This is a genomic window from Paenibacillus sp. NPDC056933, assembly GCF_042674385.1.
Classification (GTDB): domain Bacteria; phylum Bacillota; class Bacilli; order Paenibacillales; family Paenibacillaceae; genus Paenibacillus.
Map to the genome: position 1 here is coordinate 1,374,280 of NZ_JBHUQN010000001.1, position 23,441 is coordinate 1,397,720.

Genomic DNA, 23,441 nt, shown 5'->3' on the forward strand with positions numbered 1-23,441 from the left:
AAAGAAACGTTAAAATCTCATGCTGGGTGTGGGTATGTAGATGCAGGGCAGTAGGTTGGACTCTTTACAGATTGGCGATAATAATAAGTGCGCCAATAATAATAATCAGTCCACCAACACTGGCTGCCGTCCATATAATGGCTTTCCGATTGACCTCATCTTTCTTTTGCTGCAATGTAGGTGGTTTGCGTTTGGGAGCCATGGGCTGTTCCTCCTTCAGGAAATAGGGCTAATATCGAAGTAGCCATGCTCCCATTGTAAAGAATTCAACTCGTCATTTCCAGTAGGCGGGTTGATTTCTTGTGAGCATTTTGCATCATTCGATTTTTGTTGCTTGTAGGGGTATGCAAAATGCTTCTGTCTATGCTCAAACTACTTTCCTTTTGAAGAAGAAACGGATAGACTTGTGTATAGAGTGTTTTTTTACATATGAAAAGACGGAAAGCAGTTTTTTAGCGTACCGGAACAGAACGGAGTGATTGATTTGTTATACAGAAGTCTTGCTAAACCCTTGTTGTTCAAAATGGACCCTGAGCAGGCCCATCATTTAATTATCGGCGGCTTAAGCGGAATGGGGAGCATCCGCCCGGTTCCTTCCGGGTTACGTGTCATGTATGGCGTGCGTGAAACCTCCGATCTGGCTGTGGACATGTTTGGATGCCACTTTCCTACTCCTGTAGGACTTGCTGCCGGTTTGGACAAAAACGGACAGGCTGTAACGGGCTTTTCTTCCATCGGGTTTGGCTTTATGGAAGTGGGCACAGTCACACCGCTTGCACAGCCAGGCAACGACCAGCCGCGGTTATTTCGTTTGCCTCCCGATGAGGCTTTGGTGAATCGGATGGGCTTCAATAACCTCGGAGCCGAAGCGATGGCGGGTGAATTGGCAAGCCTCAAGGAGCGCCGAATTCCAGTGGCCGTGAATATAGGTAAGAACAAGGCGACACCGAATGAAGAAGCGCATTTGGATTATGCAAAATGTATTCGGGCCCTATATGATTATGCGGACCTGTTCGTGGTGAATATCAGTTCACCAAATACACCGGATTTGCGTAATCTGCAACATGGGAATGAATTAAAGGAATTGCTTGCTGCTGTCATGAATGAGATGGAGACGCAGCGTAAAAGAGCGGGTGGCCCAGTTAAATCGGTATTGGTCAAAATTGCACCGGATGTCAACGATCAAGAGCTTGAATATATGGTAAGTACCATCGCGGATAGTGGTGTTGCCGGCATCATCGCAACCAACACAACGATTAGCCGTGAGGGTCTGTCCCATCAACATGCCAAGGAAACGGGGGGACTAAGTGGCAAGCCGCTGCGTGACCGTTCCACGGAGATCATTCGCCAAATCTATCGTCATACTGAAGGCAAACTGCCGATCATCGGTTCAGGTGGTATTTTCACAAGCGAAGATGCCTACGAAAAGATTAAAGCGGGAGCAAGCCTGGTGGAAATATATACAGCATTGATCTATGAAGGTCCTGAAGTGAACCGACGCATTCATGCCGGACTGCGTGAATTGCTGCGCAAAGACGGTTACAGCCATATTACGGAAGCTGTCGGTGCAGAGCATCGTTAAGCATGGTTTCAGAGTTACCCGGATTGAAAATAGAAGCGTGGAAGAGGGTAATATCGCACGGGACTCTTCCCCCCGTCTAACATCATGTATAATGGATAGGAACAGGGGAAGCTATAGAGACAGGAGGCATGAGCATGGACGGTAGAGACTGGGGTACATTTTTACTTCCTTATGAACAAGCGGTAGAGGAATTGAAAGTCAAGTTTAAAACGATGCGGGCAGAGCTTAAGAAAAGGGAAGAATACGCCCCGATCGAGTTCGTTACCGGTCGTGTCAAAAAAATATCCAGTATTCTGGAGAAATCCAGACGCCTGAATGTGCCGCTTGATCAGGTAGAAACGGGTATTGAGGATATTGCAGGTATCCGCATTATGTGCCAGTTTGTGGATGACATTCGTCGGGTAGCCGAGTATATACGCGGGCGCAAGGATTTGACGGTATTAATCGAGAAGGATTATATCACCAACTTCAAAGAGAGCGGCTACCGCAGTTTTCATATGATTATTGAGTATCCTGTTCAGACGGCACTTGGACAGAAGAACGTGCTGGCCGAGATACAAATTCGGACGCTGGCGATGAACTTCTGGGCCACAATTGAGCACTCCCTGAGTTACAAGTTCCGGGAGAGCCTGCCGGATGACATGCGGGCAAGACTGAAAAAGACGGCAGAGGCCGCTTTTGTACTCGACAATGAGATGTCGGCCATCCGTCTGCAAATTCTGGAGGCACAGAAGGCCTTCGAGGATGATTCCAACATTGTGTCAAGAACACTGAACATCATACATCAATTGTATTTCTATCATCTTGTGAACGAAGCGATTGAAGCACAGAAACGTTTCAATGATTGCTGGGAGCGTCATGATATGGAAGGCCTGAAAGACCTGCTGGATGATGTGAAAGCACTTCTGAATGCGGCCAGAAAGGGCGAAAACCCCGATGAGCCGCTATGAGCCGCTGTATATTGACTATCTGATCTATTTTAATCGCGATCAGGACTATTTTGAGTGCCATGAGGTTCTGGAAGAACTATGGCTTGAACGGGATCGGGATTCGATGTACAAAGGGCTATTGCAGATTGCAGTGGGGCTGTACCATTTCAGAAATGCTAATCTTCGCGGAGGACGCATGATGTTACAGAGTTCGGTAGATCTGTTAAAGTCATATCCGGAAACTTCGCGAGGCATTGCTCTTAGACCGTTAGTGCAGGAAGTACAGGAGTTGGTTCATGGACTTTCGGGTCCTGAGCCACAGAAATTCCCTTACAGAGACCTGTACATTCAGATTGAGGATGAGGAACTGGTACAGAAGGTTCGAGAACGAGCTCTTGAACTGAAGCCCAATATTCCCCAACGTCGAAGTCCTACACGTGGACGAATCTATGAAGAGAAGATGAAGGCATTACAGCAGGAACAGAACATGCAGAGCGAGTAAGCATATAATGGAAAGTCATCATCCACTTCATCATTAACATATGTCAGACATATAATCTATAAAAAAACACCCCGACTGTTCCTATAGAGGAGCGTCGGGGTGTTCGATATTAAATGACATCAATACGTTTTGGAATGATTCCAGAGCTTGTCCATGCAAGGGCAATATGATTCCTGAGGGTCCATCGCATCCACGATGGGGTAAAACGATTAGCTTGCCGACGGAGTGGTACTGCCTTTATATTTCTCGAAAAATTGCTTGTAGTCATCCAGTGTATAACCGTTGTCACTGCCATTTTCCTGCAGCCCGCCAACCATGCGATCTTTCTCTACACCATCCTGATAGTATACCAGAGTCGGTGTGTATTCAATGTTATAGTCTGACCAACCGGAATCAAATTCGCGCAGATTGAACTGAGGCAGTTGAATACCTTCCTCATCGACCAGCGGCATCAGCTGAGGTGTTGTTGCACGGCAGTGTGAGCAATCGGAGGCAAAGAAATATACAAAGAAGCTGTCTTTGTTATCAATTCTGGCTTTTAGATCATCAGGCAAAATAATTTGTTGGTAGTTCGGATCGTCCAGCAGTTCGCGGGTTGCGGGATTAAGCTTGGAAGCGGCGATACCATAAGCATTCCCCACAGCGTCCATTTGTTTCTTGGATTGCTGATTCACCAGGACAAGTGCTGCAATCAATACGACGAAAATACCCAGGAAAATAAGGATTGCAGCGCTTTTCTTTTTCTTCTTGGATTTCATTAAGACATCCCCCATCGATCATATCGAAATATAGTTTGGCAAAAACACAGGATGGGATAATATGCATAAACACCCGTATTTTTGCACATCCATCAATCTACTTGCCATTATACTACATTACACGCTGTAGTGGAATATGTAATGAATCAATAGGAAAGCCATGCCTGGATATGATAACATAGAACTATATGCAATTTTAACAAGACAGGATGAGTGCAATTATGGCTGTACAGCTGCCTTCGATATTTGCCGAGCGAATGAAAAGCTTGTTAGGCGATGAATTTGAACAATTTATGAAATCTTATGAGCAGTCGCCACATGCGGGACTGAGAGTGAATACGTTGAAAATATCAATGGAACAATTCGGAGAAATGGCTCCATTCGATATGAGACCCATTCCGTGGTGCGGAACGGGTTTTTATGTGCCTCACGGAGTTAAGCCAGGTTTACATCCTTATTATCATGCGGGTTTGTATTATATTCAGGAACCCAGTGCCATGGCCCCGGTTGAATTATTGGATGTGCAGCCCGGGGAACGTGTGCTTGATCTGTGCGCAGCTCCTGGCGGGAAAACAACCCAGATCGCAGCCAAGCTTCAGGGGAAAGGTGTACTCGTTACGAATGATATCCATGCGGAACGTACGAAAGCCCTCGCCAAAAACGTGGAATTGTATGGGGTACGCAATGCTGTTGTATTGAATGAATCCCCGGAACGGATTGCGAATGCATTTCCTCATTATTTTGACAAAATCTTAATCGATGCGCCTTGCTCGGGTGAGGGCATGTTCCGCAAAGATGAGGACATGGTGAAATCCTGGGAACATCATTCTGTTGAAAAATGTGTGCTCATGCAGCGCGATATTCTGGAGACTGCCGCCAGGTTACTGGCTCATGGGGGAACAATTGTATATTCCACATGTACGTTTGCACCGGAGGAAAATGAAGCGATGATCGCGGAATTTCTGAACATCAATCCAGACTTCATAGTAAAAGACATCCCGGAAAGTGCCGGATTTGCCCCAGGGAGACCCGAATGGGTCCGTCAGATGCTGCCCGAGACAGTACAGAAGACAGAATCCGTCCTGGACCAGACTCGTGGAACTGCAAGGTTGTGGCCTCACCTGTTGGAGGGAGAAGGGCATTATGTTGCTATATTGAAGCATCGTGTTGAATCTCTCAGAGAAGATAACGGAGGTCAAGAAGAAAGCAGGGCGTTACAGACTGGACAGGCAGCAGATGGGGACGTTATCAATTCGATTGAATCGGTAGATCAATCCATCCGTGCATCTGCACCAATCAGTAAAGAAGAGCGTAAAAGGGAACGTCTCATGAGAACCGAATCCAGAGAACGTAATGACAGACATGCCCGCAGTGGTAAGGCACAGGGAAAACAGGGCAAAGAAAACGAACGTGGTGGCCGCAAAAACGAACGGAGTCAGGCACGAGGAGCCGATCAATCAAGTTTCGATCCAGGAGCAGTGTACACGTCATTTTTACGAGATAATCTGGAGATGGAGACTGCTGGAGAAACGGTCTTTTACGGCGATCGGGTGTATCAATCTTCTGTGGGTGCTGCCCGCCTGGAAGGGCTTAAGGTGATACGTCCAGGGTGGTTTATGGGGACCTTGAAAAATGGACGATTTGTCCCATCTCACCCGCTGGCATGCGCTTTGAATGCAGCGGAGGCTCTGCGATCCGTAAATCTGTCTTCGACTGACGGCGAAGCAGTGAGATATCTCAAAGGCGAGACGTTGAACATCGAAGAAGCCCGCGTTAAACGCAACACGGGTACAGCCGCCAAAGGCTATGTCCTGGTATGTGTGGATGGTTTCGCTGCGGGCTGGGGGAAATGGCTGGATGGTGTATTGAAAAATGAATATCCGGCAGGCTGGAGGTGGACATCGGTATGAGTGGAAAAGGCAAGTCAACGCTCCGTCTGGATAAAATATTGAGTCATATGGGTGTGGGATCACGAAGTGAACTCAAAAAGATGGTGAAGCAGGGCAGAATTTATGTGGATGGGAAGCCGGTAAAAGATAGCGGCGTGCAGGTCAATCCCGATGTAAACGTAATTGAAGCGGACGGTGAGCGGGTTGTTTATCGGGAGATGATCTACCTGATGCTGCATAAACCGCCTGGCGTGGTGTCCGCAACTGAAGATAACCGGGATAAAACGGTGATTGATCTGCTGCGCAAAGAGGATCGTGTCTTCAATCCGTTCCCTGTGGGACGACTTGATAAGGATACGGAGGGCTTGCTTATTCTAACCAATGACGGCCCACTTGCTCATGATCTGTTATCTCCGCGTAAACATGTGCCCAAGACATATGAAGCCCGTGTACTGGGGAATGTTGATGAGGAAGATATTGAACGATTCAAAGCCGGCATTCAGCTGGATGATGGGTATGAGACGTTGCCTGCGGAGCTGACTGTACTTCATCGTGAGGAGACCGAAGAGGGCGTGCTCTCTTCCATTTCACTAATCATTCATGAGGGCAAGTTCCACCAGGTAAAAAGAATGTTCCAGGCCGTTGGCAAACGTGTGGTTTATTTGAAACGTGTAGCCATGGGTGAACTAAAGCTGGATGCTGATTTGAATATCGGCAGCTATCGCGAGTTAACCGCAGACGAGTTAAATCTTCTGCGGAAATAACAGCTCCCGCCCTTCGCGAAGCGGAGCAGGGAGCCGGGCAGGGGGCGAAGCCCTGCCCTCGGCGCCAGAGGCGCAAGAGCTCCCGTCCTTCGCGAAGCGGAGCAGGGAGTCGGGCAGGGGGCGAAGCCCTGCCCTCGGCGCCAAAGGCGCACCAGCTCCCGTCCTTCGCGAAGCGAAGCAGGGAGCCGGGCAGGGGGCGAAGCCCTGCCCTCGGCGCCAAAGGCGCACCAGCTCCCGTCCTTCGCGAAGCGAAGCAGGGAGCCTGGGCAGTGGGCCAAGCCCTGCCCGCAAGGGTCCCGCTTAAGCTTGGGCGGGACCGCCGCTGTCAAGCTGAGGACCTGGCAACCAAGCGCTCCCACACCGACCGTCACATAGCAAGATCCCACCAGCCGCCGGTTAACGAGGCGGGAGTCCAGAGGGCAGAGTCCTCTGGGGCCCTCCCTCGGAAGGGAGGGTTTGGGTGGGTGCGACTCTTTTACAGATAAGGAATGAAGATAATGACAATCAAATTAATCGCACTGGATGTAGATGGAACGTTGCTTAATGATCATCATGAACTCACCGAAATGACGCAAGAGACTTTAATGCGTGCTTCCCGGCAGGGAGCAGAGATTGTCCTGTGTTCAGGCAGAGGCCCGGCGAATACAATTCCGTTTATGGAGCAGATGGGACTTGACGGATATGTCATTACACATAATGGGGCAGTAACTGCACAGGTGCAGACTCGTGAAGTAGTACACCATTTTGCGATGGATGGACAAGGACTTGAGCCTTTCATCTCTTATTGCCGAACGCAGGGCGTGCATTTCGATATTAACACGGCGTTTGGCCTCTATGTGGATCAGCCGGAAGGATTGGAGCTGCAGGTGCGCGAGATGTATCAGAACTTTATGGCAGAGCCGCTGAAGCTCCCACAATGGGCGGATATGACAGAGCCGCTTGCCAAATTCACGGCGTTTGGACCCATCGAGCAGATGAATGCGGTGCAACAGGAGTGGTCAACCTGGAACCTGCCTTATTATATGACGCGCAGCGGTGACTTTTTCATTGATCTGATGCACCCCGAGGCTTCCAAAGGTGCAGCGCTAAAAAGACTGGCTGAGGCAAAGGGAATCCTTCCTTCCGAGATTATGGCAGTGGGTAATTATTACAATGACATCACCATGTTAACTTTTGCAGGTAAAGGGGTAGCCATGGATAATTCCCCGGAGGAAGTCAAAGCTGCTGCGGATGAAGTTACGCTTTCGAACAATGACCACGGTGTGGCACATGCTATTCAAAAATATGTGTTATCCGTCCAATGATAGCATTCTTAAATCTGAAAAGATGTTGTACCTTATAAACTCTCGCTCTCAAGGGTAACCTAACAGAATAACGTTAGGAACTGAGGGGGGCAGGTACATGAAACTGAAAATAGAGCTGATTCCTGATCTTCGAACATCAGGTGGCGAAGTGCAGGATATTATGGTGGATGGTCAATATGCGGGTTCGCTCCTGCTTGTGTTCAGGGAAGGAGATCGGGTGTCCGGTAGTCTTCAGATGGAACAAGATTCGCTACCTGACGAGACAGAACATGTGATTGTAGAGCAGGTACACAAATATATTCGCTCTCTCGCGGATGCGGTAAGTGCTGCAGAATATGAGGTGCTCGTAAGCTGCGGTACATTATATTCTGTGTTACAGAAGCCAGATACCCACACAGATGGGCTAAATGAGTCGACGCATTCGGAAGACTTGTATTACAACGATCGAGAGAATGATCGGTTTGATTCAAGTGAAGTACATGTGTTACCCGGTTCACAAGCCGAATCATTTATATATGAAGACCCGGGACATATGTTGGAGATGGAGATGGTAAGTGCCGGACGAAGCATATCCACCTATCTATTCAATGACGCTAGTGGACAAGAACTCGCCGAAGCATCTTTGAAACAATATGGTGCCGATGTGCAGGGCGAGATACACTGGTACGATGAACCTTCGGAGAGTTATCAGGATGCAGCGGCAGAGCTGCTGATCCGAGAACTGGATGAAGAAACTATCGATACAATTACGATTCGCATGTGGCATCAAGGGTATGAGCTGGACTCCGTGGAATGGGTGCACCGGGATTTTGCAGATGACTTTGAGGTGCAGGAGGACGGAGATCTCGATGAGATTGAAGCAGCTGAAGAAGCTTGTTATGTGATGTTAGCACGCAAAGATCGGGAGTTCCGGGTGTATGAACTGTTTCTTCAAGAACGCGGAGGGTTACCTGTCGGTACGGCAACGATTGACACCTCTAGTCCGGATTTGTCAGGCTATATGGAGTATCAGGTTCCTGGTACAAGCGCTCAGCGGAAGAGTCTGGTGGAAGTTCTGATGCGCGAGCTTGACAAAGAGCTTGAATTTGATACTTTACATCTTACGATGTTATATCGAAATGAAATTATTGATGAAGCGAAGATTGATGGGTAAGAGGCAGCAGCCTCTTGCCTTTTTTGTTTACGTTTTGACGAAAAAGTCATTTCCCGGTATAGTACCATTAGTTTAAGAGAGACCTGGGAAGTGGAGGAGAATTATGAAGCATTCATTCAGGATCCGTACAGATTACATTAATGATGAATTTAAAGCTTTACAGGCTCAGCCGGAAGACACGGAAGAGGTAAGGTCTTTGCTCATGGAAACCGCCGAATGGCTGCGGAGTCAAGGGTCTTCCCAATGGAACGCGTTGTTAAAAGGTGAGGATTCCCATAATACGGCAGAGGCAATTCTGCGTGGAGACGTATTTGTATTTAAGAAGAGTTCTGACATAGCTGGCATGGTCATTTTGATGAGTCAGCCCAGTGCGTGGGATGCACATCTGTGGGGAAGCAAAGCGCATCCCGGGGATGGTGCACTTTATTTGCACCGATTAGCGATTCGCAGGAAGTATGCTCAAGGTGGATTGGGACGTGCGATTTTGCAATGGTCCAGCAGCGGCATCCAATTCGAGGATAAATACATCGTTCGATTGGATTGTGGAGCAGACAATGCCACATTGAATGCTTTTTACGCCCGCAATGGCTATACCTTCGTCGCGGAGGTAGGCGGTTTCAGTACATATGAAAAAGCAGTCAACCCTGGTTAGCTGGTTAACGATTGTTCCCGCTTCTTAGTCAAGCTTCACTCGAATATGCTGTATATACGACTCAAGGATTGCAGGCTGCAAGCTTCAATCTCTGAGCGGTGTAATGTCCAAGCTGCCAGACTAGATACCTGCGTTTGTTGACCTACGATTGGACCCAGGAAAAAGATAAACGCATAGTAAAAAAGGGAGTCGGGGAATGATCAGGCGGATGGGTCACCTCCAACGAATTATAGATGTTCAAGCCTCCATATGTCATAATATATAGGAGAGACTTATCATCATTGAAGATGTACTGAAAGACTTATGCAAGAAAGGGGGAAACTAACGGTGAGATTGCTGCAGGCGCTTTTCTTTCCTCCGGAGCAGCCCGGAGGTGTATCCTCTATGATTCCTTATATGCAAGAGAGGTTTACAACCCCGAGGTGGGAGATGGATCTGTTCTCGTTGCCGAAGCGAATTCGTAACAAGGGCAGAGAAGATATCCAGTTCGAGACGTTCGATTGGACACAGTATCAGGACAGTTCTGTCGTGCAAAAATATATGCAAACCTACCGGGATTATTTGTGGTGGACCAAGCTGCGTATTCAGAAGCCTTACGATCTGATTCATGCCCATCACCCTATAGCCGGACTTGCGATGAAGAACGTTTTCCCGGATGTTCCCCTCATTCAAACGATCCACTCCAGTTATGAGCGAGAGCTGATTCTGAATGGACGCATTGAGCCGGACGGACCGGAGCATCAATTCCTGTTGGCCATCTATGGTGAACTGGAGCATCAGGCAGAGCGTCTGTTGACCGTGTCGGATTCTTTCCGTCGTTATCTGGTACCTTATGTGCAGCATCCCGATGTCATCGGTGTAATACCCAATGGATTTGATGAGAAACGGTTTAAGCCGATTCCTCATGACAATGCTATTCCACAACTGGTCACTGTATGTCGGCTGGTTCCGGCGAAAGGGCTGGATATTCTGTTCAAAGCCTGTGCCGAGCTGAAAGCTCGGGGACATGATTACGTGCTTCATATTATCGGAGATGGACCGATACGTCCAGATTTGGAAGAGTTGGCCCAGCGGCTGGGCATTTATAATGAAACTATTTTTTACGGATACACGCTTCACCCTGAGGAATTCATGCCTTTCTTTGATATCTTCGTTCTTCCTTCGCGGGCAGAGGCGTTTGGGTCCGTTTTTGCTGAAGCGGCTCTTAGCTGTCTCGCCCTTGTAGGTACAGATGTTGGCGGTATCCCTGAGCAGATCGAGAATGGCAGTAATGGCTTGCTGGTCCCCTCAGAAGATCCGTCTGCATTGGCAGAAGCGCTGGAGAAGGTTATGCTTGACCCGGCGTACCGTTATGAGCTGGCCCGCTCGGCATGTGAGAAGGCCAAGACTCATTATTCTTTGGGCAGATCGGTCAATGAACTAAAAAAAATATATTTGCAATTTCCGAGCCAGGGCTAAGCGCTGGGGTGGGAAAGAAAGAAGCCGCTGTGCGAACAGCGGCTTTTGATATATTTAGGAAAAATTCCTTCCGTATCATCAGGATGTGTTATTTACAGGTTTTTGTTGCGTCCGCGAAAGCTCCCCCATCGATCCATTATCAATTTTGCCCCCCAGATCAGTGCCAAACTTCCGAAAATGGGGTAAAGGATAGAGAGCAGGGAACTGAAACCAAACTGGCTGAGCGAATAACATAACAGCATGATGGCCAGTGTGATTATTTTGGGATGTACTTCGACATGCTGTCTGAGTTGGAGGGTCATTCCATAAATGTCGGCTACAAACGTACTGAAGATTTCCATGAAAATCAGAGATACATACACAGATTGCACTACCCATCCAAGCTGAAAGGCAATACTGCCCATTGGAATCTCAAACTGCATGATACCAGGCATCTGTGCCGACATGGCGAAGTGGGCGGCCATCAGCATGAATCCTACCCCTATTCCGCCCAGAACACCGCCCCATTTCAGTACCTTCCGGCTGCGAATCTGATTCCCTACCGGAACGAGTACAGCCTGAGCAAGTGCCAGGTTGAATGAACTATACAACAGGGGAGATAACCAGACCTGGATTGGATGGCTGTCAGTGGTTAACGTAATAAATCGGTCTGCGCCGGGATGATGTATGGTGCTTGTAATCATAAGCAGGGAGAGCAGCAGCATCATCGGTACCACGATGCTGTTCATTTGCAGAATGGCCTGGATACCCCGTCCAAGCAGCAGATATGTACCGACAAGCGTTACAATCAGACCGGTCTGGTAATGCATACCCAGATGTTCTACAAAGACCGAACCGGCTCCAGCCAGCATGACACTGTTTACTCCAATGAGAACCAGGAGGGTAACCCACGTAATCCATTTTCCTGCTTTCTGACCGAACAAATGCTTGTTGAGATCTTCATAAGAACGTGAGCCTGTATCGTGAGCAATCAGCATCATTTTCGTACCTAACCAGACAAATAGCATGGTGGATAAGCCGATGGTCATGGTGGCCCATTTGCCATACTGGGTAAAAAACTGCAATATCTCCTGACCTGTAGCGAAGCCGGCCCCTACGACCGTTCCAATGTATGTAAATGCGATCTGCAGCACCCGAAATGCCTGTTTCATGCGCTTCCCCTCTCAGGCCCCTGAATAGTTTGGACATGCGGGTGCCATGGTACAAGGTATGCTTGACCCATCAAAGTCATGACAATCGATGTGCATCTTTGGGGGCATTTGCATGCTCCAGACAAGGGGATAGTCAATTTCGCTTGAACTGATAGCCAGATATATGATACTTTTACGTCATAGGATAGGCTTGGGAGGTCAAATTATGGAAGTATTGAAACAACGAATTTTACAAGAAGGTGTAGTCATCTCGGATCAGGTGCTTAAGCTGGATGGTCTGCTAAATCATCAGATTGATCCTGAATTGACAATGGAGATGGGGCGTGAGTTTGCTGCTCGTTTCCGAGAAAGTGGTGTAACCCGGGTCCTTACAGTGGAGTCTTCCGGGATTCCGGTCGCCTTTGCTGCTGCGTATGAGCTGGGTGTTCCGCTCGTATTTGCCCGTCGCAAAAAAACACTTTTGGCTGACCCCGACGCCTACTGTGAAAGAGTGCCTTCCTTTACCAAAGGAATCGTAACGGATATCATGGTATCCCGTGAATACATTCATGAGAATGACCGTATTTTGTTCATTGACGATATCATTGCCAATGGAGATGCCGCTCGTGGTGTCATCAAAATTATTGAACGTTCGGGTGCGGAACTGGTTGGATTTGGTGTCGTGGTCGAGAAATGTTTTCAGGCCGGAGCACGTACCATTCGAGAACAGGGCATCCCGGTTGAAGCGTTGGTACGCATTCGTTCACTGAATGACGGTACCGTGCAATTTGATGATAATGAAATGTGACATTTTAAAGGAATAGGGCCTAATTTTTGAACAATGCCTTTGCATGACTGCCGATTTCATTTATAATGGGGTTATGTTAGGGAGAGGAGGCAACACCATGGGGAACCAACCGGCAACAGAACAATTTTTTATTGATAAGCTGGCGGAATCGAAAGTTCATTTTGAACGTGCCCTGGATTGTAAACATACGGAATTCGATGACCTTTATCCCTATATGATTGAACATCCTCAATTTTTCTGGTACAAACGCTACGTTGCCTGGTCAGAATTGCTGACGATTGTAGGCTTGTGCGAAGAGTTGTCCTTCTCTTGGAAAGAACAATTTACACCGCATCAAGTGGAGTACCTTGAAGAACGTGTGATGTCCGCCAAAGTGCTTGATTTTTGGTTCGAGAAGAACGACAGCAAAGAGCACGCGCAGCGGTAACTTTCAGTCGGGACATACTTTCGAATGACATGACAGTCCAATACAGTCACGTGAGACCTAAATGACTTTTCATTTAGGTCTCTTTTTGTAAATAATTTTTTGGAAAGTAGGCGCCGGGAATATGATCAGTGATGCAGAATTGGATGCACTGCGTTTATCGGGTGAAAAAGTAAGAGTGGTACGAGACGAGATTCAGTCGAATGATGTGACGGGCATTGTCGTAGCCTGGGACGGGGAGCAGGTGCTCATTCGCCGTCAGAATCGTCGTGTGGTCAAACTCGACCGGAATTATCGGTATCAATTGTTCAGCGAACCACGCAAGAGTCTGCTCGAAGAATAGGACATGCCTTTTTAGGTTCATTTACCATGGATGATTTGGCATAATTGCACCTCTCGGGAGAGAAGATAGGTACAGTGAGAGCTTGTAACATATCAGCCGAGAGGATGTGCGGTAATCTTGACACTAATGAATGATAAGGTTCATGCCTATAAGGACCAGATTGGAGAATTAAGCGACGTGCTGCCTTCCGTGGTGAAGTCTTATCATGAGTTCACAGGAGAATGCTTTCAGGCAGGAGTGATGGATGCCAAGACCAAACAGCTGATTGCACTGGGCATCGGATTGTTCGCCAACAATGAGGTGTGTACGTTTTACCATGTGGAAGAGGCCCGTGCCAAAGGAGCGACCGACCAGGAGATTATGGAGACGGTTGCTGTAGCTGGAGCCGTAGGCGGCGGTCATGCGCTGTCACAGGGTGCGATGAGAGTCCAGAAGGCCTTGCATTAAAAAAGATGTATTGCAGCCTGATTATAACATCATGCCTGTGCATTTGTAGAAAATCAATGTAGACAAAGAAAAGGCTCCGGTTATTACCGAAGCCTTTTCGTGTTCAACTTATATTTTGCCAAGCATCTTATTATACATAAACTGCCCTGTTACCCGGCGTGCTGTTACAAAACGATCGTGGAAGTAAGGGTTGGATAATTGGGTGATGCTGACACCCTTGCTGCTTGAAGCGTGAGCGAACTGTCCGCCACCGATATATACACCCGTATGTGAAATGCCATTGCCCATCGTATTAAAGAATACCAGATCACCTGTACGCAGATTTGCTTTGGATACCGGAGTTCCGGCCTTAGCTTGTTGCTGGGAAGTGCGTGGTAATTCAATGCTATATTTGTTGAAAATATATCTCATAAATCCAGAGCAATCAAATCCAGCCATTGTCGTGCCGCCCCATTTGTAAGGTATGCCAGTCATGTTGTTAACGACGGTGTTAATACTGCTTGCCTCTGTGCTTGCTGCACCGGATGTAAATAGAACTGCTGCTCCAAAAATGGAGATAATAAGTTTTTTCAAAATCAATGTTCTCCCTTCGATGCCTACGGAGTTAGCTAAGGGTTCGGTAGAAGGTTCCCTATATTTCCTATGTATAAGAATAATTCACCCAAAATGGTTCCCCCGTTTTCAAACATGAAACTCGGCAAATGAATAATTAAGTTTTTGTAACCTTTTGAAACTATATTGCATAAATACGAAAATGTCAAACCGGTTTTAATCACTTCTTAGCACCTCAATGTTAACGGAATTCCAGCTTTCCATGTAGAAAAAACTCGGAAGTGCGTATCTAACCGATGACAAAAAAGTAACAACTGTTTCAAATGGATAGAAATTGGACAATGAATTGCTTTTTCGCAAGGGTTTGGATGACACTAACAGGAATCAAAGTAGTTGTTACATGTTGTTGCGAATATTGACATAATTCATTGTTTTGCATAGAATGGTTTTATCCAATCCACATATTGGATAAAAAGAAAAAGTTTGATCTTATAATCAAATATAAGGAGGGCAGGATCAGGGAAACAGTTTGCATAAAATGAAGCGGGAGAGGTGTTCTAATCTGATGTTTAAATCAAAAGTAAGGTTTGCATCCTTTGTTATGGCTTGTACAATGGTTCTGTCTGTTATTGGAATAGTATATCAGCCAATTGCGAAGGTATCTGCTGCAGACGCCTCGGGAACGACAGCGAGTATTGCTGATATCTTGAAAAATCAGCGTGCTGACGGAGGATGGAAGAAAGATTATAAGGAAACAAGCGGCGAGTGGGCGAAATCCACGATTGATAACAAAGCTACATACTCAGAAATCAGAAGATTAGCAAAGGAATTTAAGAAGACTAATGACCCGCGGTATTCGGCTGTTGCCATCAAAGGAATCAACTTTCTACTAAACATGCAATATTCCAATGGCGGATGGCCGCAAGTATACCAGAGCTCAGGTTATCACAAGCACATCACCTTCAACGATGATGCCATGATTAATGTCATGTACATGCTGGATGAAGTAGGTGCACGCCAAGGTGACTTCTCATTCATCGACAGCACTCTTGCGGATCGCAGTAAAAAATCAGTTGCCAAAGGAGTAGACGCTATTCTGAATACACAGGTTGTCGCTAATGGCAAACTGACTGCATGGGGACAGCAGCATGATTCCAGTTCCCTTAAACCTGCAGGAGCAAGAATTTACGAAGTGCCTTCTCTCAGTGCTGGAGAGAGCAGTACGATTGTGAAGTTTTTGAAAACAAGACCGTCGAACTCAAAAATTACAGCTTCAATCAAAGCGGCAGAAACCTGGTTCAACAAGGTGAAAATCACAGGGTACAAATATGTTAGAGAAAACGGGGATAGCCAAATCGTTGCTGATTCAAGCGCAGCACCAATTTGGGCTCGCTTTTACGAAATTGGAACAGATAAACCGATCTTCGTAGGACGTGATGGGGTTGTGAAATACAAGCTCAGCGAAATCGATAAGGAAAGAAGAGGCGGATATGCCTGGTACGGCAACTGGCCTTCCAAGATATAGTTCTTTCACGCTTTTCATCAATTTCAATCAGAACAATAAAATAAACAATAACAATAATTTGACTCATACTTAATATCCAAACAAAACCAAGGGTAATACAGCGCTTGTTAACTGTGTTGGCCTTGGTTTTTTGTTTTACATGAAATGATGGAAGAATACAGCTTTAAACATAGAATGGGAAAATTATTTTTTTGTTGACACAAATTATTCCACATGATATATTACTTCTTGTCGCCGCGATATAATATCTCGGAGATATGATATACGCGGTCGTGGCGGAATTGGCAGACGCGCACGGTTCAGGTCCGTGTGGGCTTACCCCCGTGGAGGTTCGAGTCCTCTCGACCGCATCATATGTAATACGTAAAAGGTTCCTCGAAGGGCATTGATGCCACTCGAGGAACCTTTTTATTTGTTTACGGATTTTAATAGGTGTTCGTCCTAATGCATCTCATTTCATTCTTTCAACTTGAAAAGAGAAGAAGTTTTCCTTTGTTTATTTATCCAGTAATGCAAAGATGTTCGTTCTACGACGATTTGCCCCTTCAATTCAGGTTATTTGTACGTAAAATACCGAATTGTACCTATTCTGTGAATCATGCATCCACTATTCTTTTCTCGTATGGAAGCGCTATCAACCATGATTTGAATGACCAAATTCAGAGGGGGTAGGGATAATTTGAAACGAATCGGAAAAAGGATGGCAATGTGTTTTATGGTATTCATGATTGCGGCAGTGCAGTTCGGGATGATGGGGACGAAAGGTAATGTGGCACAAGCAGCAGATAAAAGTCTCGCCCAAAAGCCGTATATGGGCTGGAGCAGCTACAGCATGCAGGTGTATGACGGGGCGGGTAACTGGACATCGGCCGAGAGCATTAAGAAGCAATCAGATGCCATGCGTGAGAAGCTGCAGGCCCATGGATATGAATACATTAATATTGATGCTGGCTGGAACGGTGACGAGGATGAATATGGCCGTCCTATTCCGAGTACTGTTCTTTATCCGAACGGATTTCAGGAGGTCATCGATTATGTCCATAATAATGGGCAGAAGATCGGGATCTATCTGATCCCGGGATTATCAATCACCGCCTATAACAAAAATCTTGAGGTTTATGGGACGGGTGGAGCATGTCGTATGCAGGATATCGCGGTAAAGCCGCTCGTTGTTATGGATGCTTGGGATTCGTACACGTACAAAATCGATTTTACGAACCCATGCGCACAGAAATACATCGATTCCATTGCCGATCTTCTGGGGGAGTGGGGCATTAACTTTGTCAAATTCGACAGTGTAACTCCGGGATCGGGAATCAATAACCTGAGTCGGGATGCACGCGGTGATGTGGAGGCATGGTCCAAAGCCCTGGACAGAAATAACATCTGGTTTGAGCTTTCCTGGGCGCTCGACCATAATTACGTGGATTTCTGGAAAAAGTATGCGAACGGTTGGAGAATCGACTGGGATGTTGAAGCCTACGACAGCAGTAAGGGCTTAACGGAATGGTCGAGCATTTCACGTTTATTCCCCATCGCGGCCATCTGGTGGCGCGATGCAGGTCCAGGGGGCTGGAACGACTTTGATTCCCTGAATGTCGGGAATGGCTCGATGGATGGTCTGACCAGGGACGAGCGGAAGACCGCTACCACGTTCTGGGCAATCTCTTCAGCACCGCTTTATACAGGTAATGATCTGACCAGATTGGACAGCTATGGACTGGAGCTGCTTACGAATGATGAAGTCATTGCGGTCAATCAGGCCGGACGTCCAGCCCATCCGGTTTCCATGGACACCAAACAGCAGGTATGGTATGCCAATAACGGAGATGGTACATACAGCGTAGCTCTGTTCAATCTGGGCAACCGGAGTGCAGAGGTGAACGTGAAATGGAGCGATCTTGGCCTCGAAGGTCCGGCTTTGGTCCGAGACCTTTGGAGCCATTCCGAATTGGGAACTTTTAATACGGAATTTAGTGGCGGCGTGTTGGAACCCCATGCTTCCCGAATGCTTAAAGTAACTGCCGTGAGCGGCACATCGGCCGTTAATGATGATGACACGGGCATGCGTTACAGTGGGGATTGGAAGCGTAACGGGGGCAAGGAGCAAATCGATGGCAGACAGGATCTAAGCATCGCCATTGCGGATTCCTCGACCACAGACTCTGCGAATACGCAGCAAGGAGTTGACTTGGAAGCAGAAGTGGACCCAATCACGAATGTAGAAAATGTTGCAAATGCGGTTTCAATGGATGCTGCTGCCGTTACCGATGTGGTTTACATTAATGATGATGACAGCCATATTCAATACAAGGGTTCGTGGAGTCCAAACACCGGAAGAAGTTTCGGGGATTACAAAGAAGATGTTCATTTTACTGAAAAGGACGGCGATTATTTTGAATATACCTTTACAGGAACAGGTATTGACCTGCTGACGGAGAAGGATCAAGGACTGGGAGACATGATTGTCACACTCGACAATGGAACGCCTGAAACGGTAAACGCTTATACCAGTGGTGAACGAGAAGTCCAACAGGTGCTGTATAGTGCAGCCGAACTGGAAAGTGGTTCGCATACCTTGAAGGTGGTCAAAGAATCGGGCCAATATATGCTGCTGGATGCGCTTAGAGTAACAACGGAAATTCCTTCAGGAGGGCAGAACAGTACCATTAGTCCAGCTTCTGCTGACTTTGACAAGGCAACAGAACAACAGAAGGATATTGCTGTTACGCTGTCATTGAACGGAAATACACTGATCAGAATTGAAAATGATGGGGTGCAGCTCAGTGAAGACGACTATACGGTGGTCGATGACAAACTGACCATCAAGAAAGAATATCTCACCCAACTGCCTATAGGGGCAAATGACTTGACCGTCAATTTCAGCGCTGGTGATCCGCAGACTCTTAGAGTTAGGGTCAGTGATACAACGGGCATTCGTTATGAACTGATCAATAACGACGATCCGGCAATGAAATACAATGGATCATGGTCCCGCAGCACTGGAAGAGGCATGGGCGACTATAAGGATGATGTACAATATACCGAGACAAATGGTGATTCCTTTGAGTATACCTTCCGAGGTACAGGGATCCAGTTGTTCACGGAGGTAGACCAGTCACAGGGGGATATGGATATCTATGTGGATGGTCAGTTCAAGGAAACGGTCAGTGCGTATCGCAACGGACGGTTGGCACAACAGAATTTGTACAGCATCTCGGGCCTGCCGGATGGGCAGCACACGCTGAAGGCCGTCAAGAAATCGGGTAGATTCATGCTGCTAGATATGCTCAAGGTTGAACTCCCGAATATGATTAATCCGGTGAATGCGAGCTTTGACAAATTAACTTCCGCTCAGGCTGATATTGATGTAACGCTGCTGAAACAGGTGGAAAGCTTCAAGGGTATTAACAACGGCTCTAATGAATTGATTCGGGGCACTGATTATACTGTTAATGGAGATCACGTTACACTGAGCAAAACGTACCTTGCTGCCCAGCCTGTGGGAACATTGAATCTCAGTTTTGCCTTTGGCGGGGATTACCTCAATGACGTACATTCTACGACGGTGAATGGGGACTTCTTCGAATATACATTCAAGGGCACCGGAATAAGCTTGAATACACCTACTGGACCGGAGCAGGGGGAAGTGGATATTTATGTCGACGGCCAGCTGAAGCAAACCGTGAACGCATACAATTCAAGCCGGCAAATGATGCAGGAGATTTACAGCACCACTGGACTGGCCAACGGTCAGCATACACTTAAAGCTGTCAAGAAATCCGGTGATCTCATGCTGGCTGATCAACTGAAATTTACTGTCCCTATCGGAAACAGTGAACCAACAAATCCGCAGAACCCAGGTGGGCCATCCAATCCAGGCGGACCATCGAATTCAGGCGGGCCATCGACTCCAGTCGTCCAGCCTACAGACACTTCTGTACCATCGCCGACTCCGGAATCCGGCACACCAGATGGGGGAACAGGAACTGACAATGGTCAGAATATTCAGTATAAGGCGTATATTCAAGGCTATCCGGGAGGATTGTTCAAGCCGGATAACAAGCTTACCCGTGCAGAGATGGCAACCATCCTCGCATTGATCTCTGAGAAAGAAGCCACTGGACCGATGGTTGAGTTCAGTGATGTTCAGTCCGGATATTGGGGAGCTGATGCCATTGCCAAGGTAGGCAAAATGGGGTTGATGAAAGGTTACAAAGACGGCACATTTAAGCCGAATCAGCCATTGACTCGTGCGGAAATGGCCAGTCTTATGGCCCTTCTTGGTCCGAATTCCGGAACTCCAGGCCATGGATTTTCTGATATCAGCAGTCATTGGGCCAAAGAAGCCATTTTGAAAGCGCAGAGTGCAGGCATCATGAAAGGCTACAGGGATGGAACCTTTAGACCAAACGCTATACTGACAAGAGCAGAAGCAGTTGCTGCCATCAACCGAGTTTTAGGGAGAACGCCGCTCACTGACGTTTCACAGCCACAGTGGAAAGATGTTCCTTCCACGCATTGGGCCTTCGGTGATATCGAAGGGGCTTCGGTGGATCAGGTCGCAAAGTCCCTGATAGATGGGGAAGACCAGAAGAAAAAATGATGTGAAACAGGATTAGGGGCCATTTCGGCCCCTTTTTTCTGAATGATAAGAAGTTATGGGAAAGGGAGCTTGTTGTACAAAAAATACACTATTGGAGACTCACATTACTCCAAACCAAAGAACTTCGGAAATGTTAAAAAAAGCAATGATACTCTTCTTTTTATCGTTGCCTTTTATTCATTCCCGAATGAAACACGATTGAAGAATGAGATAAAACAATTGACTAACTCGGAAAATATTATTATCTTTGATAACGCTACCAATACCTCAAGGAGGGGGAGGAGGGTTACCCATTAAATATTCCAGTGTTTTTCGTAAATTTTTAATTTCCTACGTAATCATTTTGGTGATACCCAGCATTGGCGGTTATATGTCTTATCTGACTTCAATTTCCGTGACACAATCCATCTCCATTGAGAACAGCGTTACCCAACTGCAGAAAAGCCAGGAAATATTGGAGCGCCGCATGGCGGAAGTGGAGGGCTTCACCCGACAGCTTGCGGTCAATCAGGAATTGAACGTTCTTATGAATGAAAGGGACGACGAAACCAACGTATATGGAATATGGAGAACCATGGAGAATGTGTTGACCTTTGGCCAGACTAATGATTTTCTACAAAATTATTATATTTATCTTGCGAATTACAATCTAATTTTGACCCCGGGTTCATCTTACAGACCGAATCACTATTACACTGATTTTCGTTATAACGATCTTTCGTTGGAAGAATGGATGAAGGACGTATTGGGGAAGACCCACCGGAGTGAGATTAAACCGCTTAGTTCCTATGTGAGTAGGGGGAAGCAGATTTCGGTAATCACATATATGCAGTCATTGCCTCTGGACAGCTTCCATGATACTTCACCGGCTGTCGCCGTTGTAATCATTGACGAGAAAATGATTCTAAGTCTGTTGTCCAGCCTGAATGAACGATACGGTGGCTGGGTTCATATCAGCGATGCGGAGGGCAATACCATTGCTCTGCAAGGGAGCTCCGAGCCCGAGATGGTAAAAATGGCCTCGGACTCTCATTTTGACCCAAGTAGAGTCAGCCAGTTTTATGGGGATGATCTTGTGATCACTACAAGATCTGATAAGAACGGATGGGTATACCAAGCGGGCATTCCCCGTCATGTCTTGATGGAGAATGCAAACAGGATCAAGGGGATGACGATGCTGATCACGGGTGGCACACTGCTCATCGGACTCATTGTTGGACTTGTGCTGGCTTATCGCAACAGCGTTCCAATCAATCGACTGTTAAGTGTAATGAAAGAACAGTTTGGGAAGGATGATTCGGCTCCCAAAAATGAATTTGACTTTTTGAGTGGAAATATCGCCGATATGCTTACCAAGAACAAGCTGCTCGAATCCGAATTAAATCGCCAGCTCCCTTTGGTCAGGGATGCTTTCCTGAAGCGGTTGATCTCCGGCGAATTCAAATCACGTGATGAGGTCCTTTCCGCCGCCGAACAGGCAGATATTAGTTTGTATCAAGGCACGGGATATGCAGGGATTATCCAGATTAAAGGTTATGCCAGTATGGACAGCGTTGAGATCCTGAATGAACTGAACGCCTCTCGACTGCTATTGAAACAGGCTTTGGCTGAACTGGGTGTAGACGTGCTGATGACGGATATGGGCTCGGATAAAGTGGTCACCCTGTTCTTTTCCAAGGAAACCGACTCTGAAATGGATCGTGAAAAGGAAGATATCACGCATATCATGGAGAACTTGGCACAGTATGTGTTCAATGAATACAGGATCACCATCCAGTCAGGATTCGGAAATCTTTTTACATCGTTGACGGAGGTCAGTCTTTCCTTTGATCAGGCCAATCAGGCGCTGGAGTATGCAGTCTACATGAACAAAAAAGGCATGATGTGGAACAACGAAGCCCAAACCGAAAACACAACGTATTATTATCCGCTGGATTCGGAGCAGCGACTGATTGGCACGATTCGTGCAGGAGAACTTGAAGAGGCCAAACGGATTGTCGATGCAATCATTGTGCAGAATATGGAGCAGCGGGAATTGTCCATGGAAATGAAGCATCAACTCGTTGGAGAGATGAAGGGGACTTTTCTCAAGTTGCTGGATCAAAAGGCATTTACGGAATATGCCTCAATCGAGAATGTCAAACGGCGAGTCATTGATATTGGTTCCTCGGAGCCGCTTGAATCGATAAAGGCCGAGTTTTATGAAATCATGGAAGAACTGTGCGCACTGATTGCGAACAAAAAGAAAGATGCCCATATTCAAATCATTAAACAGATCAAGGAATACACTGCACAGATGTATTCAGATACAGAGCTGACCCTGTATCGGGTGGCAGAGCATGTGGAGCGGCCCGAAAAGTACATTTCCCAATTATTCAAAGAGTTTACGGGTGTCAATTTCTCTGACCACCTCATCAAAGTCCGAATGGATCAAGCAGTGATTCTGCTAAAAGAGAGTAATTATACGGTGGACGAGATTGCATCACGGGTAGGCTACAACAGTTCTCACTCCTTTAGACGGGCTTTCAAACGATTGAATGGCATTTCGCCCAGCGTATTTAGACAATCCGTTGATGATTAAATTTATTCAGGGCCTTAGGCTGTGTTGTCCGCGT

Annotated in this window: 20 protein-coding genes, 1 tRNA gene and 1 riboswitch; of the genes, 17 read left to right on the plus strand and 4 right to left on the minus strand. The window is 46.9% G+C overall.

The features are described 5' to 3' along the window. Positions 1-64 precede the first annotated feature (64 nt). Positions 65-202 carry a hypothetical protein gene (locus ACFTRD_RS06380; protein WP_162842436.1) on the minus strand — a complete coding sequence of 46 codons (138 nt, stop codon included), beginning with the start codon at positions 200-202 and terminating at the stop codon, positions 65-67. Positions 203-484: 282 nt separating this feature from the next. Here ACFTRD_RS06380 and ACFTRD_RS06385 point away from each other — a divergent pair, with 282 nt between their 5' ends. From ACFTRD_RS06385 to ACFTRD_RS06395, 3 genes are all read left to right on the plus strand, one after another. Then, positions 485-1,582 (plus strand): quinone-dependent dihydroorotate dehydrogenase, encoded by a 1,098-nt coding sequence (locus tag ACFTRD_RS06385; RefSeq protein WP_192265970.1) that lies wholly within the window; start codon positions 485-487, stop codon positions 1,580-1,582. Positions 1,583-1,716: 134 nt separating this feature from the next. Continuing rightward, positions 1,717-2,532 carry a GTP diphosphokinase gene (gene yjbM / locus ACFTRD_RS06390; protein WP_192265972.1) on the plus strand — a complete coding sequence of 272 codons (816 nt, stop codon included), beginning with the start codon at positions 1,717-1,719 and terminating at the stop codon, positions 2,530-2,532. Continuing rightward, positions 2,519-3,013 (plus strand): DUF309 domain-containing protein, encoded by a 495-nt coding sequence (locus ACFTRD_RS06395; RefSeq protein WP_379378193.1) that lies wholly within the window; start codon positions 2,519-2,521, stop codon positions 3,011-3,013. The genes yjbM and ACFTRD_RS06395 overlap by 14 nt, the downstream gene beginning before the upstream one ends. A 209-nt stretch (positions 3,014-3,222) precedes the next feature. On the opposite strand, the gene ACFTRD_RS06400 is transcribed toward ACFTRD_RS06395, so the two are convergent. After that, the gene (locus ACFTRD_RS06400; RefSeq protein WP_192265975.1) at positions 3,223-3,771 is read right to left on the minus strand and encodes a thioredoxin family protein; all 549 of its coding nucleotides are present in this window, start codon (positions 3,769-3,771) and stop codon (positions 3,223-3,225) included. Positions 3,772-3,992: 221 nt separating this feature from the next. Here ACFTRD_RS06400 and ACFTRD_RS06405 point away from each other — a divergent pair, with 221 nt between their 5' ends. The 6 genes from ACFTRD_RS06405 (at position 3,993) to ACFTRD_RS06430 (ending at position 10,991) form a co-directional block, all read left to right on the plus strand. Further along, positions 3,993-5,681, plus strand: a complete 1,689-nt coding sequence (locus ACFTRD_RS06405) for an RsmB/NOP family class I SAM-dependent RNA methyltransferase (RefSeq protein WP_379378194.1) — start codon at positions 3,993-3,995, stop codon at positions 5,679-5,681. Next, complete coding sequence (locus ACFTRD_RS06410) at positions 5,678-6,424, plus strand: pseudouridine synthase (protein WP_379378195.1); 747 nt, start codon at positions 5,678-5,680, stop codon at positions 6,422-6,424. Before ACFTRD_RS06405 ends, ACFTRD_RS06410 begins: the two co-directional genes overlap by 4 nt. A 497-nt stretch (positions 6,425-6,921) precedes the next feature. Next, positions 6,922-7,728, plus strand: coding sequence for a Cof-type HAD-IIB family hydrolase (locus tag ACFTRD_RS06415; RefSeq protein WP_379378196.1), 807 nt, complete (start codon positions 6,922-6,924; stop codon positions 7,726-7,728). A 97-nt stretch (positions 7,729-7,825) separates the two neighbouring features. Then, the gene (locus tag ACFTRD_RS06420) at positions 7,826-8,881 is read left to right on the plus strand and encodes a hypothetical protein (protein ID WP_379378197.1); all 1,056 of its coding nucleotides are present in this window, start codon (positions 7,826-7,828) and stop codon (positions 8,879-8,881) included. A 103-nt stretch (positions 8,882-8,984) separates the two neighbouring features. Further along, the gene (locus ACFTRD_RS06425) at positions 8,985-9,533 is read left to right on the plus strand and encodes a GNAT family N-acetyltransferase (RefSeq protein WP_379378198.1); all 549 of its coding nucleotides are present in this window, start codon (positions 8,985-8,987) and stop codon (positions 9,531-9,533) included. A gap of 327 nt (positions 9,534-9,860) precedes the next feature. Then, positions 9,861-10,991, plus strand: coding sequence for a glycosyltransferase family 4 protein (locus ACFTRD_RS06430; protein WP_379378199.1), 1,131 nt, complete (start codon positions 9,861-9,863; stop codon positions 10,989-10,991). Between the two features lie 92 nt (positions 10,992-11,083). Here ACFTRD_RS06430 and ACFTRD_RS06435 read toward each other — a convergent pair whose 3' ends face one another. Then, a complete protein-coding gene (locus ACFTRD_RS06435; protein WP_379378200.1) occupies positions 11,084-12,142 on the minus strand; it encodes a YkvI family membrane protein in 1,059 nt (352 codons plus the stop codon). A gap of 205 nt (positions 12,143-12,347) precedes the next feature. On the opposite strand from ACFTRD_RS06435, the gene ACFTRD_RS06440 reads away from it, so the two are divergent. From ACFTRD_RS06440 to ACFTRD_RS06455, 4 genes are all read left to right on the plus strand, one after another. Then, positions 12,348-12,929 carry a xanthine phosphoribosyltransferase gene (locus ACFTRD_RS06440; RefSeq protein WP_379378201.1) on the plus strand — a complete coding sequence of 194 codons (582 nt, stop codon included), beginning with the start codon at positions 12,348-12,350 and terminating at the stop codon, positions 12,927-12,929. A gap of 97 nt (positions 12,930-13,026) precedes the next feature. Beyond that, a complete protein-coding gene (locus tag ACFTRD_RS06445) occupies positions 13,027-13,356 on the plus strand; it encodes a hypothetical protein (protein WP_024629266.1) in 330 nt (109 codons plus the stop codon). Between the two features lie 121 nt (positions 13,357-13,477). Beyond that, positions 13,478-13,696: a hypothetical protein gene (locus ACFTRD_RS06450; RefSeq protein ID WP_062322076.1), complete on the plus strand. Its 219-nt coding sequence runs from the start codon at positions 13,478-13,480 to the stop codon at positions 13,694-13,696. A gap of 117 nt (positions 13,697-13,813) precedes the next feature. Beyond that, positions 13,814-14,143 carry a carboxymuconolactone decarboxylase family protein gene (locus tag ACFTRD_RS06455; protein ID WP_379378202.1) on the plus strand — a complete coding sequence of 110 codons (330 nt, stop codon included), beginning with the start codon at positions 13,814-13,816 and terminating at the stop codon, positions 14,141-14,143. A gap of 108 nt (positions 14,144-14,251) precedes the next feature. On the opposite strand, the gene ACFTRD_RS06460 is transcribed toward ACFTRD_RS06455, so the two are convergent. Further along, the gene (locus tag ACFTRD_RS06460) at positions 14,252-14,716 is read right to left on the minus strand and encodes a C40 family peptidase (RefSeq protein ID WP_379378203.1); all 465 of its coding nucleotides are present in this window, start codon (positions 14,714-14,716) and stop codon (positions 14,252-14,254) included. A 5-nt stretch (positions 14,717-14,721) separates the two neighbouring features. Next, a riboswitch (cyclic di-AMP (ydaO/yuaA leader) is annotated at positions 14,722-14,853 on the minus strand. A 407-nt stretch (positions 14,854-15,260) separates the two neighbouring features. On the opposite strand from ACFTRD_RS06460, the gene pelA reads away from it, so the two are divergent. From pelA to ACFTRD_RS06480, 4 genes are all read left to right on the plus strand, one after another. Further along, positions 15,261-16,220, plus strand: coding sequence for a pectate lyase (pelA, locus tag ACFTRD_RS06465; protein ID WP_379378204.1), 960 nt, complete (start codon positions 15,261-15,263; stop codon positions 16,218-16,220). Between the two features lie 266 nt (positions 16,221-16,486). Continuing rightward, a tRNA-Leu gene (locus ACFTRD_RS06470) sits at positions 16,487-16,570 on the plus strand. 329 nt (positions 16,571-16,899) lie between these two features. Next, positions 16,900-20,826, plus strand: a complete 3,927-nt coding sequence (locus ACFTRD_RS06475) for a X2-like carbohydrate binding domain-containing protein (protein WP_379378205.1) — start codon at positions 16,900-16,902, stop codon at positions 20,824-20,826. Between the two features lie 370 nt (positions 20,827-21,196). After that, positions 21,197-23,407, plus strand: coding sequence for a helix-turn-helix domain-containing protein (locus tag ACFTRD_RS06480; RefSeq protein ID WP_379378206.1), 2,211 nt, complete (start codon positions 21,197-21,199; stop codon positions 23,405-23,407). Positions 23,408-23,441: the final 34 nt, after the last annotated feature.